Source organism: Bradyrhizobium sp. LM2.9, assembly GCF_054056555.1.
Map to the genome: position 1 here is coordinate 781868 of NZ_JBSRYJ010000002.1, position 13830 is coordinate 795697.

Below are 13830 nucleotides of genomic sequence, written 5' to 3' on the forward strand. Positions count from 1 at the left end.
GCTGGAGCACCGCACCCGTGTCGATCTACGTCGCATTGCACCACGTCACCCACTACAAATACGATCGCCCGATCGATCTCGGCCCGCAGACCATTCGCCTGCGGCCGGCGCCGCACACACGCACGCCGGTCCTGAGCTATTCGCTCAAGGTCACCCCCGCCAATCACTTCGTGAATTGGCAGCAGGATCCGCAGGGAAATTGGCTGGCGCGCTACGTCTTCCCAGAGAAGGCGACGGAGCTGAAGATCGAGGTTGATTTCACGGCGCAGATGACCGTGGTCAATCCGTTCGACTTCTTCGTCGAGCCCTATGCCGACAGCTTTCCGTTCGAATATACCCAGGATCTGAAGACAGAGCTCGCGCCTTATCTCGAGACGATCAAGCCCGATCGCCTGTTCGCGAAATATCTCGATACCATCCCGCACGAAGCTCCGAACACGGTCAACTTCCTGGTCGATCTCAACAGGCGGCTGCGGGAGAAGATTCGCTACGTCATTCGCATGGAGGCGGGCGTGCAGACGCCCGAAGAGACGCTCACCTCCTGCGCTGGCTCGTGCCGCGACTCCGCCTGGCTTCTGATCCAGACTTTCCGTCATCTCGGTCTCGCCGCCCGTTTCGTCTCCGGCTATCTGATCCAGGTCCGTCCCGACATCGATCCGATCGAGGGGCCGCCGGAGGTCGAGAATGATTTCACCGACCTGCACGCTTGGGCCGAGGTCTATCTGCCGGGCGCGGGCTGGATCGGATTCGACGCGACCTCGGGCATGCTGGCGGGCGAGGGGCACATCCCGGTTGCCGCCACGCCGCACTACCGCTCGGCGGCGCCGCTCTCCGGCGGCGCCGGCTTCGCCGAGGTCGAATTCGCCTTCGACATGAGCGTCCGGCGCATCCGCGAGGCGCCGCGCATCACAAAGCCTTTCTCCGACGAATCCTGGACGCGGCTCAACGATCTCGGCGAGCGGGTCGACGGAGATCTCGCTGCGCAGGACGTCCGGCTCACCATGGGCGGCGAGCCGACCTTCGTCTCCGTCGATGACCTCGAAGCGGCCGAATGGAACATTGACGCCGTCGGTCCGACCAAGCGCGCGCTGGCGGACGATCTGATCCGCCGCCTCCGCACCCGCTTTGCGCCGGGCGGCCTGCTGCATTACGGCGAAGGGAAATGGTATCCCGGAGAGAGCCTGCCGCGCTGGGCCTTTGGTCTCTACTGGCGCAAGGACGGCGTGCCGATCTGGAAGAATGCCGACCTCATCGCCACGGTCGAGACGCCGCGGCGTGCCGAGGTCAAGGACGCCGAGGCCTTTATCGAGGGCACGGCGGCACGGCTCGGCCTAAATCCGGGCTACATCATGCCGGCCTATGAAGATCCCGCCTACTGGTTGCAGAAGGAGGGGGAGCTTCCCGTCAACGTCGATCCTTCCGACTCCAAGCTGTCCGATCCGGAAGAGCGCGCGCGTATGGCGCGGGTATTCGACGAGGGGCTCGATACGCCAAAGGGCTTCGTGCTGCCGGTACAGCGCTGGAACGCGGAAGCGCCGCGCTGGCGCAGCGAGCGCTGGAGTCTGCGTCGCAACCATCTGTTCCTGATGCCCGGCGATTCCCCGCTCGGACTGCGGTTGCCGCTCAAGGCGCTCGAATATGTTCCGCCCGATCGCTATCCCTATATCGTCGAACAGGACCCGATAGAGACGCGGGCCGAGCTGCCGGTGTTCGGCCGCATGCCGCGCCCGCAATCTGCGGCGCCGCAACTCGCGCCGGAAAGTCTCGACAAATCGGAGCCGGTCCGCACCGCGATGTCGATCGAAGTCCGCGACGGCGTGCTCTGCGCCTTCATGCCGCCGGTCGAGCGCATCGAGGATTATCTCGAGCTGATCGCAGCCCTCGAAGCGACCGCCGAGGAGATGCAGCTCCAGGTCCATGTCGAAGGTTATCCGCCGCCGTTCGATCCGCGCATCGACGTCATCAAGGTGACGCCTGACCCCGGCGTGATCGAAGTCAACGTCCAACCGGCAAAGAACTGGCGTGAGGCGGTCGACATCACCGTCGGGCTTTATGAGGATGCCGCCAAGATTCGTCTCGGCGCCAATCGCTTCCTCGTCGACGGCCGCCACACCGGCACCGGCGGTGGCAATCATGTCGTGCTCGGCGGCTCCTCACCGCAGGACTCGCCGTTCCTGCGCCGGCCGGATCTACTGAAAAGCCTGGTGCTGTACTGGCAGCGTCATCCGTCGCTGTCCTATTTCTTTTCCGGCCTGTTCATCGGCCCGACCAGCCAGGCGCCGCGCATCGACGAAGCCCGCCACGATAGCATTTACGAGCTCGAGGTCGCGCTCTCCCACGTTCCGCCGCCGGGCTATCAGGCGCCGCTGTGGCTGGTGGACCGCCTGTTCCGGCATCTCCTCGTCGACATCACCGGCAACACCCATCGCGCCGAGATCTGCATCGACAAGCTCTATTCGCCGGATGGACCGACCGGCCGGCTCGGCCTCGTCGAATTTCGCGCGCTCGAAATGCCGCCCGATCCGCGCATGTCGCTGGCGCAGCAGCTGCTGATCCGCGCGCTGATCGCAAAACTCTGGCGCGAGCCGCAGGCCGGCAAGTTCGTGCGCTGGGGCACCGCGCTGCACGATCGCTTCATGCTGCCGCACTTCATCTGGGAAGATTTCCTCGAAGTGCTCAGCGAGCTGAAGCAGTTCGGTTATCCGTTCGAGCCGGAATGGTATCTGGCCCAACTCGAATTCCGCTTTCCCGCCTTCGGCCGCGTCCATCATGGCGGCGTGACGCTGGAATTGCGGCAGGCGCTGGAGCCCTGGCACGTGCTCGGCGAGGAGGGCTCGGCCGGCGGCACCGTGCGCTATGTCGACTCATCGGTCGAGCGGCTCCAGGTGAAGGCCGAGGGTTTTGTCGAGGGTCGCCATATCGTGACCTGCAATGGCCGCCGCCTGCCGATGACCTCCACCGGTCGCTCCGGGGAAGCCGTGGCCGGTGTCCGCTTCAAGGCCTGGCAGCCGGCCTCCGGCCTGCATCCGACCATTCCGGTGCACGCGCCTCTGACCTTCGACCTCATCGACACCTGGAATGGCCGCTCGCTCGGTGGCTGCGTCTATCACGTCGCCCATCCATCCCGGCGGCCGCAGCTACGACACCAAGCCCGTCAACACCTATGAGGCCGAGGCGAGGCGGCTGGCGCGCTTCCAGGACCATGGCCACACGCCGGGGCCGATGCAGCCGCCGCCCGAAGAACGCACAAGTGAGTTTCCGCTGACCCTCGACTTGCGGACCCCGCTCCTGCAATGAGTATGATGCCGGGGCAGGGAGAGGCGCATGGCCGAGGGCGCAGCGGAAGAGGACGACAAGGCGGGTAGGGCGCAAGGCCAACGTCAAGGCCAGCGCCGCTTCGCGCAATGGGTCCGCGACTATCGCCGCCTGCCCGGCATCCCCGACGAATTCCTGGGGCCCGACGGCGCCCCGCGCGCGGTCTGGAGCCGGTTCTTCGACGCCTTCGGCGCGCTCGCGCCCGACGAGGTCGAGCGGCGGTTTGGCATGGCCGACCGACATCTGCGCGAGGCCGGCGTCACCTATCGAGCGCCCGGCGAGAGCGCCGACCGGCCGTGGTCGATCAGCCATCTGCCGCTGCTGATCGACGAGGCGGATTGGAAGCAGCTGTCCGACGGCATCACCCAGCGCGCCGAGCTGCTCGAGCTCGTGCTGCGCGACATCTATGGCGAGGGCCGGCTCGTCGCCGAAGGCGCGTTGCCGGCCGCCGCGATCGCCGGCAGTCCCGAATATCTTCGTCCCGTCTGCGGCGTGGAGCCTCCCGGCGGGCGCTATCTCTCGCTCTATGCCGCCGACGTCGGCCGCGGACCCGACGGCCGCTGGTGGGTGCTCGGCGACCGCACGCAGGCGCCGTCGGGCGCGGGCTATGCGCTGGAGAACCGCCTGGTGCTCTCGCGCGCCTTCTCCGATCTCTACAAGTCGATGAACGTCCCGCGCGTCGCGCCGTTCTTCGAGGCGTTTCGAGATAGTCTTCGTGCGCGCGCCGATCGCGACGAGCCGCGGATCGGCGTGCTGACGCCGGGCAGCTTCAGCGAGACCTATTTCGAGCACGCGACGCTGGCGCGCTATCTCGGCTTCCTGCTGGTCGAGGGCGACGATCTCGCCGTCAGCGACGACCATATCCACATCCGCACCGTTGCGGGCCTCAAGCGGCTCGACGTGCTGCTGCGCCGGGTCGATTCCAACTCGCTCGATCCGCTCGAGCTCGATGCCTCCTCGCGGCTGGGGGTCGCCGGCCTGATCGACGTGCTGCGCAAGGACGGCGTCGTCGTCGCCAACATGCCGGGCTCCGGTGTGCTGGAGGCGCGCGCGATGCTCGGCTTCCTGCCGGCGCTCAGCCGCCGCCTGCTCGGCGAAGAACTGAAGATGCCGCACATCGCGACCTGGTGGTGCGGCCAGCGCTCGGCGCGCGATGAGGTGCTGTCGCGGCTCGACGAGGTCGCGGTCGGAGGCGCCTACCGGCGCGGCGTTCCCGGTTTCGACAACAACGGTCCGGTGCTCGCGAGCGAGCTCGAAGCCGGCGCACGCCGGCGCCTGACCGACGCCATCGCTGCGCGCGGCATGGACTATGTCGGCCAGGAGGTGGTGCGGCTCTCGACCATGCCGGTGTGGGACCAGGGGCAGATCACGCCCCGTCCCTTCGTGCTGCGCGTGTTCGCAGCTGCGACGCCCGACGGTTGGGCCATCATGCCCGGCGGCTTCTGCCGGATCGCCGAGCAGTCGGATGCGCGCGCGGTGTCGATGGGCGACGGCGCGCGCTCCGCCGACGTCTGGGTGGTCTCGGACAAGCAGGTCCCGACCGCGACGCTGCTGCCTGCGACCGACAAGGTGCGCATCCGCCGCATCGCCGGCGTGCTGCCGAGTCGCGCCGCCGACAATCTGTACTGGCTCGGCCGCTATCTCGAACGCGCCGAGGCGACGCTGCGGCTGGTGCGGGCGCTGGGCTCGCCGAGCGGGCCCAACAAGGGCACCGCGGCCTCGCTGCAATCTGCCGAGCGTATTCAGCGCTTGCTTGTGGCCTGGGGCGCGATCTCGCAGACGTCCCGCGCGGCGCCCAGCCGCATCGTTGCCGAAGCGCTGCAGAGCCCGGAGCGTTTCGGCTCGGCATTGTCGCTGGTCCGCGCGGCCCAGCGCACGGCGACCTCCCTGCGCGAGCGACTATCGCCCGATGCCTGGCAAGTCATCACCGAGATGACCGAGCGGTTGGCCTTGGAGGTCGAGGGCGACGACGGCGTGCTGAGCGCGGCCGAGCTGACCTTGCAGGAGCTCGCGAGCTTTGCCGGCCTTGCGCATGAGAACATGAACCGCGCCGCCGGCTGGCGCTTCCTCGATATCGGCCGCCGCACCGAGCGCGCCATCAACACCACGCGGTTTGCCCGGCAGTTCGCCTATGACGAGGCCGGCGACGAGGATCTCGATATCCTGCTGACGCTGGTGGATTGCCAGATAACCTACCGCTCGCGCTATCTGCTGGCGCCGATCCTGGCACCGGTGCGCGACCTCGCCGTGCTCGACAACTACAATCCACGTTCGGTGGCGTTCCAGGTGACGGCGCTGAACGAGCATATCGCCGCGCTGCCGAGCCTGAAGGAGCACGGCTTGATCGAGAAGCCGCAACGGCTTGCGGTCGCGATGCAGGCAATGCTTGCGACCGCGGAGGCCGAGAAGCTCGAGGTCAAGACGCTGTTCGCGCTGGAGCAGGATCTGCTCAGCCTCGCCGAGGCGGTCGGGCAGCACTATTTCCCGCACGGCCCCAATGCCAGCCGCCCGGAAAAGCTGACGGGGCTGGCGTGATCTACGACATCCGTCACGTCACCACTTACGAGTACGAGAATCCGGTCAGCTTCGCCCGCTGCACGCTGCGGCTGGAGCCGAGGGGCGGCAACGACCAGGAGCTGATCTCGCATAATGTCGAGATCCGTCCGCGCCCCGCTGAGCGTCATGTTCGCCGTGATTTCTTCGGCACCCTGACCGAGAGCGTCGTGATCGAGGCCGCGCATCGCACTCTGCGCATCGATTCGCGCTCGCGCGTGAAGGTGTCGCGCCAGCCGCCGGCGCGCGCCGCTGCGAGCCCGGCCTGGGAGAGCGTTCGCGACATCGCCTTCGAGGCGACGAGCCTCGGGCCGTCCTCGCCGGTCGGCTATGTCTTTGCGAGTCCGCTGGTGCCGGTGCTGGGGCCGGTCAGCGCCTATGCGGCGACCAGCTTTGCGCCCGGCGCGGGCATCCTCGCAGGAGCGGTCGATCTCATGCATCGCATCCGCACCGAGTTTCGCTACGACCCCAAGGCGACGGTGATCTCGACGCCGCTCGACGAGGTCTTCGCCAAGCGCCATGGCGTCTGTCAGGATTTTGCCCATGTGATGATCGCGGGCTTGCGCGGGCTGGGCCTCCCCGCGGCCTATGTCAGCGGATATTTGCGTACCATTCCGCCGGCGGGCCAGCCGCGCCTGCAGGGCGCCGACGCCACCCATGCCTGGGTGTCGCTGTGGTGCGGGGCGGAGCTTGGTTGGGTCGATTTCGATCCGACCAACGATCTTATGGTCGCTGGCGACCATATCGTGCTCGCGGTCGGCCGCGACTTTTCCGACGTCTCGCCGGTCGACGGCATCATCGTCGGCTCGCCGAAGCAGAAGCTCGACGTCGCCGTCGACGTGCTGCTGGTGGAATGATTGCGGGTCCTGCCGTCGCGGCGCCGCCCCAGGACCGGGTTTATCGAGCCGGCACCGCAACCGCGATATCGCGGGACACAACCGCAACATATTTCCGTATTTTCGTCACGGCATTTGGTCACGCGGCCCAAGATGGGCTATGCTGACGGTTGCGTCGAGGACAACAATGAGACGTCGGGAGTAGGCGTGGGACACCACCGACAAGCGGGGCTGCATCCATGATGACGTTGCCGAGACTGGCGGCCGAGTCCCTCGAGAAGTTGCTCGGTACGTTCATGCGTCGCCGGTACGACGAGACGTCCGCAAGTATTGTCGAGAGCGCGACCCGCACCGCGATGGAATGCATCGGCAACAGCGATGCGCTCTATCACAATATCGAGCATACGATGCTGGTGACGCTGGTCGGCCATTCCATTCTCAGCGGCCGAAGTCTTCATACGCATCTGTCGGCCGCGGACTACGTCCATGTCCTGATCGCCTGCCTCGCCCACGACATCGGCTATGTGCGTGGCCTGTTCGAGGAGGATGACGCCGACGGCTTCGTGATCGATGCGGCCGACACCAAGATCTCGTTGCCGCGCGGTGCATCGGACGCGAGTTTGATGATGTATCACGTCGATCGTTCCAAGCTTTATGTAACGCGGCGGCTGCGGCATATTCCCGGGCTGGATCCGGAACGCATTGCTCGCGCCATTGAGGGCACGCGGTTTCCGGCCCAGGAAGGCCAGGACTATGACGACGAGGCCTCGATCCTGCGCGCTGCCGACTTCATCGGCCAGCTCGGCGACCCCAATTATCTGCGCAAGGCCAACGCACTTTACTACGAGTTCGAGGAGGTCGGCATCAATCGTCAGCTCGGTTATGACTCGCCGGCCGACGTCGTGAACCGCTATCCGCAATTTTACTGGAACAGCGTCGCACCGCACATCCAGACCGAGATCGGCTATCTCAACAAGACCGAGATCGGCCGGCAGTGGATCGCCAATCTCTACAGCAACGTATTCCGGGCCGAGCGCGACATCTCGCTGTCCGGCCCGCAGAAGTAACGACCGGGTAGTCGGGCTAGGTCTTCGAGCGAGTCCGCAAGCCAATCATGCAACAAAAAACAATCAGCACGGATATTCTCGACATCGCCTATCGCGAATACGGCGCGCCGGACGGCTGGCCTTGCATCATGGGCCACGGCTTTCCCTACGACGTGAACGCCTATGCCGAGACCGCGCCGATCATCGCGCAGGCGGGCGCGCGGGTGCTGGTGCCCTGGCTGCGCGGCTACGGACCGACGCGGTTCCGCTTTCCAGAGACGCTACGCTCCGGCGAGCAGGTGGCGCTTGGTGCCGATCTGCTGGCCTTCATGGATGCGCTCGGCATCAAGCGCGCGGTGGTCGGCGGTTATGACTGGGGCGGCCGCGCGGCCTGTGTGGTCTCGGTGCTGTATCCCGAGCGCGTGATCGGGCTGGTCTCCGGAAATTCCTACAACATCCAGAACATCGCCCGCGCCATGGAGCCGGCCTCACCGCCGGAGGAGGCGGCACTCTGGTATCAATATCTGTTCCACAACGAGCGCGGCCGCCGCGCGCTGGAGCGCAATCGGCGCGGCTTTGCGCGCCAGCTCTGGGCGATGTGGTCGCCGAAATGGACTTTCGACGACACGACGTTCGAGAACAGCGCAATCTCGTTCGACAACCCTGATTTCGTCGATGTCGTGATCCATTCCTATCGACATCGTTACGCGCTGGTCGCGGGCGATCCCGCATACGCCGCGATCGAGGCAAGGCTCGCAGGCCAGCCGCCGATCCGTGTCCCGACCATCGCGGTCGACGGCGACAGCGATGGCGTCAATTTCGGCACGGCGCATCACGCGCGCAAGTTCGAAGGCTTCTTCGAGCGGCGCGTGTTTACTGGGGCCGGTCACAACCTGCCGCAGGAGCGACCGGCCGAATGGGCGCAGGCCGTGCTTGATGTGCGGCAAGCGGCGTCATAGAGCCGGGTCTCTCGTCCCACTGTCTCGCCGCCTGCCAGCTTCCGATTTTTCCTGATTCCGGGAACCTTTTCCAATCGCAGCCGTCCAAGCTGTGGGGCCGCTTTCTGTATGCGGTTCGTTGCAGGGGAGGTTTTCGATGAAGACACAAACGCGCAGGCTGGAACGTGTCGCGGTCGCGCAGGCGCCGAGCGAACGGCCTGAGAGGGCCGAGGTCGAGCAGGCGATCCGCACCATGATCCGCTGGGCCGGCGACGATCCCGCGCGCGACGGTCTACGCGACACGCCGGACCGGGTCACGCGCGCCTTCGAGGAGTATTTCTCCGGTTATGCGCAGGATCCGACCGAAATTCTGCAAAAGACGTTCGAGGAGATCGAAGGCTATGACGAGATGATCGTCCTGCGCGGCGTTCGCCTTCGAAAGCCATTGCGAGCACCACATGGCACCGATCGTCGGCCGCGCCTGGGTCGCATATATCCCGCAACGGCGCGTAGTCGGCATCTCCAAGCTCGCGCGTCTCGTCGACATCTACGCCAAACGGCTTCAGATCCAGGAGAAGATGACCGCGCAGATCGCCAACACGATCAACGATGTGCTGAGGCCCGAAGGCGTCGGGGTCATCATCAAGGCAACGCATCACTGCATGACCACGCGCGGCGCGCACAAGCCGGGGACCGATCTCGTCACCAGCCGCATGCTCGGCGTGTTCCGCGACAATGCGTTGACACGCCAGGAGCTGCTGGGGCTGGCCAATTCGGTCGATTGATCCGCGACAGCTCAAGGAGGCGACGCCATGACCGAGGACAAGAAGCCAAGCGGGCCCGACCTGTGCAGGGGCGTGTCGCTCGCCGAGTTCAAGGACGGCAAATTGCTCGGCCATGTCGGCGAGGAAGATGTCCTGCTGGTGCAGGCCGAGCAGCGAGATCTTTGCGATCGAGCCGGCCTGCAGCCACTATCACGGTCCGCTCGCCGAAGGGCTGGTGGTTGACGACACCATCCGCTGCCCCTGGCATCACGCCTGCTTCTCCTTGCGGTCAGGCGAGGCGACCCGTCCGCCGGCGCTGAATGCGCTGGCGGTGTGGGAGGTCTTGCGCGATCAGGACAAGATCATCGTTCAGCGCAAGCGCGAGATGCCGAAGGCTTCGGTGCCTCACCGTACAGCGCCAGCGCCGGAAAAATTCGTCATCGTCGGCGGCGGCGCGGCGGCTTTCGCGGCGGCGCAGACGCTCCGTCGCGAGGGCTTTGCCGGCGCCATCACGATGCTCAGCAATGACAGCGCGATGCCGGTGGACCGGCCCAATCTCTCCAAGGATTACCTCGCGGGCAACGCTCCGGAGGATTGGCTGCCGCTGCGGGGCGAAGACTACTATCAGGACGCCGGCATCGACCTCAGACTCAGCACGAAAGTCTCCGCGATCGAGGCGAAGACGCGCGGCGTGACGCTGGGCAACGGCGACAGGCTGCCGTTCGACCGGTTGCTGCTCGCGACCGGCGCCGAGCCGGTCAGATTGCAGATTCCGGGTGCGGACCAGCCTCATGTCTACACCTTGCGCTCCGTCGCCGACAGCCGCGCCATCATCAAGGCGGCTGGCAGCGCCAAGCGTGCGCTGGTGATCGGCGCCAGCTTCATCGGCCTCGAAGTTGCCGCCTCCTTGCGGGCACGCAAGATCGAGGTGCACGTGGTCGCGCCGGACGAACGGCCGATGCAGAAGGTGCTCGGTCCCGAGATGGGCGACTTCGTGCGCGCGCTGCATGAGGAGAATGGCGTCAACTTCCATCTCAAGGACACGGTGGAAAAGCTGGACGGCACGCGCGCCACGTTGAAGAGCGGCGGCGTGATCGAGGCCGAACTGGTCGTGGTCGGAATCGGCGTCAGGCCGCGCCTCGCGCTCGCCGAGCAGGCGGGGCTTGCGGTCGACCGGGGCGTCAGCGTGAGCGAATATCTGGAGACCAGCGTATCCGGCATCTTCGCGGCCGGCGACATCGCGCGCTGGCCCGATCCGCATTCGCGGCAAACCATCCGCGTCGAGCACTGGGTCGTGGCGGAGCGGCAGGGCCAGACCGCAGCGCGCAACATGCTCGGAAAGCGCGAGCGCTTCGACGCCGTGCCGTTCTTCTGGTCGCAGCACTATGATGTGCCGATCAACTATGTCGGCCACGCCGAGAGCTTCGACGACATCGCGATCGACGGCAGCATTTCCGGCAAAGACTGCCTGCTGAAGTACCGCAAGGGCGGCCGCGTCCTTGCGGTTGCTTCAATTTATCGCGATCTCGACAACCTCAAGGCCGAGCTGGAGATGGAGCGGACGCGCGGCTGAGGCGCCGCTTCCGATCTTGGTTTGCGTCAATGTATGCTCCCCGCGAGGGCTGCTGTGCTGGCTGTCGTCCCGGCGGCGCCACTAACCAGCAACTCGACCGCAAGACCGCCTCGCGGAACTCCGCTGATCTGACGCGCTGACAGAAGCAGCACGCCGCGCCTGCCTCGCGCGGATGACCATCACCGGGGAGAAACCATGAAAACCGCTTTTGTCCTGGCCGCAGCGCTGGCTGCCTGCCTGTCTGCGCCGGTCTCCGCACAAAAATCCTATGGTCCCGGCGTCACCGACACCGAGATCAAGATCGGCAACACCATGCCCTATAGCGGGCCTGCGTCGCCGCTCGGCATCACCGGCAGGGTGATCGCGGCCTATTTTGACGAGGTCAACGAGAAGGGCGGCGTCAACGGCCGCAAGCTCAATCTGCTGTCGCTCGACGACGCGTTCTCGCCGCCGAAGACCATGGAAGCGGCGCGGCGGCTGGTCGAGGGCGACGGCGTCGCCTTCATCTTCGCGACCATGGGCACCGCGCCGAGCTCGGCGATCGCGAAATATCTCAACAGCAACAAGGTGCCGCAGCTATTTCTGATCAGCTCGGCCTCGAAGTGGAACGACCCCGCCAACATGCCCTGGTCGATGGCGCTGCCCTGGGCGCCCAACTACACCAGCGAAGCCGCGATCGACGTCGCCTATGCCCGGGCCAAGAACCCCAATGCGCGCTTCGCGGTGCTCTATCAGAACGACGACGCCGGCAAGGAATATCTGCGCGGCGTCAAGGAAGCGCTTGGCGCCGATGCAGACAAGGCGATCGCGATGGCGTCGAGCTTCGAGGTCGCCGACCCCACCATCGACTCCCAGGTGCTGACGCTCGCCAACACCAAGGCCGACGTCTTCATGATCTATTCGGTGACGCCGCGCGCTTGCGCCCAGGCGATCCGCAAGGCGCATGAGGTCGGCTGGCAGGCGACGCGCTTCCTCGCCTCCGGCTGCGCCAACAAGGCAACCGTGATGGTGCCAGCCGGGCTCGACGCCGGCAAGGGCGTGCTCTCGCTCGGCTCGCTCAAGCCGTTCGTCGAGGTGCCGAAGGACGATCCGGCGATGACGGCCTATATCGGCTTTATGAAGAAGCGCCTGCCCAATGCCGACGTCAACAACGTCGCGGGCCTCTACGGCTACACCGTCGCCGAGGCGCTGGTGGTGCTGCTCAAGCAGTGCAAGGACAATCTAACGCGCGAGAACATCATGGCGCAGGCGGCGAACCTGAAGAACGTGCCGCTGTCGCTGCTGATGCCCGGCATCACGCTCAACACCACGCCGCAGGATTTCCGCCCGATCAAGGACGGCTATATGCTCCAGTTCGACGGCAACGACTGGATCGTGGCGAGCGAGCTGTTGCGCGGCACGTGAGGCGGGCTGGCTATCGCGGTTGATGGCGGCGCATCCTTCGAGACGCCCGCTTTCGCGGGCTCCTCAGGATGAGGGCGGAGGTTCAACAGGCGCGAATGCCGCTTAGCCTGACCCTGAGGAGACCGCGGAGCGGTCGTCTCGAAGGGCGAGGCGTCACCTTCAGCGAACAGGAGAGCAAAATGGATTTCCACCACTCCGACCGTTCGCTGGAACTGCAGGAGCGCGTCCGCCAGTTCATGCGGACGCATGTCGAGCCGGTCGAGGAGCTCTATTACGAGCAGGTGAAGCCGGAAGCGACGCGCTACAAGACGCCGCAAGTGTTGCAGGACCTGAAACGGCTGGCGCGCGAGCAGGGGCTCTGGAACCTGTTCCTCTCCGGCGAGCACGGACCAGGGCTGACGAACCTCGAATATGCGCCGGTGAAGGAGATCATGGGCCGCATCCTCTGGGCGCCCGAAATCTTCAATTGCTCGGCGCCCGATGTCGGCAACATGGAGGTGCTGGCAAATTACGGAACGCCCGCGCAGCAGGAGCGCTGGCTGAAGCCGCTGCTGGAAGGACGCATCCGCTCCGGCTTCTCGATGACGGAGCCGCAGGTCGCCTCCAGCGACGCCACCAACATCCAGTGCCAGATCAAGCGCGACGGCGGCGACTACGTCGTCAACGGCCGGAAGTGGTTCACATCAGGCGCAATGAACGAGGATTGCGAGATCCTGATCGTGATGGGCAAGACCGCGCCCGACGATCCCGATCGTCATCGCCAGCAATCCATGATCCTGGTGCCGAAGGCGACGCCTGGCGTGCGCATCGTCCGGGACATGCTCACTTACGGCTACGACGACGCGCCGGTCGGCCACCCCGAGATCGTCTACGAGAACGTCCGTGTGCCCGCCGAGAACATCCTGCTCGGCGAAGGCCGCGGCTTCGAAATCGCGCAAGGTAGGCTCGGCCCCGGCCGCATCCATCATTGCATGCGACTGATCGGTTGCGCCCAGCGCGCGCTGGAATTGATGTGCCAGCGCGCAGTCTCCCGCACAGCCTTCGGCAAGCCGCTCGCGGAGCAGGGCTCGGTGCGCGAGGACATCGCACACTCCTTCTGCGAGATCGCGCAGGCGCGCTTGCTCACGCTGCAAGCCGCCGACAGGATGGACCGCGCAGGCAACAAGGCCGCGCGCGACCTGATCGCCGCGGCCAAGATCGTGGTGCCCAGCATGGCCGCCCGCGTCATCGACCGCGCCATCCAGATCCACGGCGCTGCCGGCGTCTCGCAGGATACGTTCCTCGCACGTGCTTACGTCTACGCCCGCTTCATCCGTATCGGCGACGGACCGGATCAGGTGCATCTGGCCGCGGTCGGCAAGGAGTTGATCAAGCGCGGCGGGGTGATCGGCGTAGGCTAGA

6 protein-coding genes and 3 pseudogenes are annotated in these 13830 nt (G+C 65.9%); all 9 read left to right on the top strand.

Translation table 11 applies throughout. The annotated features are described in order from the left end of the window. Positions 1-17 precede the first annotated feature (17 nt). The 9 genes and pseudogenes from ACVWW3_RS05195 to ACVWW3_RS05235 all read left to right on the top strand — a co-directional run bounded on the left by ACVWW3_RS05195 (position 18) and on the right by ACVWW3_RS05235 (position 13829). A pseudogene (locus ACVWW3_RS05195) lies at positions 18-3297 on the top strand (transglutaminase family protein). Between the two features lie 27 nt (positions 3298-3324). After that, complete coding sequence (locus ACVWW3_RS05200; protein ID WP_456671891.1) at positions 3325-5850, top strand: circularly permuted type 2 ATP-grasp protein; 2526 nt, start codon at positions 3325-3327, stop codon at positions 5848-5850. After that, positions 5847-6725 carry a transglutaminase family protein gene (locus ACVWW3_RS05205; RefSeq protein WP_247349825.1) on the top strand — a complete coding sequence of 293 codons (879 nt, stop codon included), beginning with the start codon at positions 5847-5849 and terminating at the stop codon, positions 6723-6725. The genes ACVWW3_RS05200 and ACVWW3_RS05205 overlap by 4 nt, the downstream gene beginning before the upstream one ends. 218 nt (positions 6726-6943) lie before the next feature. Continuing rightward, on the top strand, positions 6944-7771 hold the full coding sequence (locus ACVWW3_RS05210) for a metal-dependent phosphohydrolase (protein ID WP_247349826.1): 828 nt from the start codon (positions 6944-6946) through the stop codon (positions 7769-7771). Between the two features lie 47 nt (positions 7772-7818). After that, a complete protein-coding gene (locus tag ACVWW3_RS05215; protein ID WP_456650713.1) occupies positions 7819-8709 on the top strand; it encodes an alpha/beta fold hydrolase in 891 nt (296 codons plus the stop codon). A 136-nt stretch (positions 8710-8845) separates the two neighbouring features. After that, positions 8846-9473, top strand: a pseudogene (folE, locus tag ACVWW3_RS05220) (GTP cyclohydrolase I FolE). A gap of 27 nt (positions 9474-9500) precedes the next feature. Then, positions 9501-11025, top strand: a pseudogene (locus ACVWW3_RS05225) (FAD-dependent oxidoreductase). A gap of 195 nt (positions 11026-11220) precedes the next feature. Then, positions 11221-12429: an ABC transporter substrate-binding protein gene (locus tag ACVWW3_RS05230; protein ID WP_456650711.1), complete on the top strand. Its 1209-nt coding sequence runs from the start codon at positions 11221-11223 to the stop codon at positions 12427-12429. Positions 12430-12608: 179 nt separating this feature from the next. After that, positions 12609-13829, top strand: coding sequence for an acyl-CoA dehydrogenase family protein (locus tag ACVWW3_RS05235; RefSeq protein ID WP_456650710.1), 1221 nt, complete (start codon positions 12609-12611; stop codon positions 13827-13829). Position 13830 lies beyond the last annotated feature (1 nt).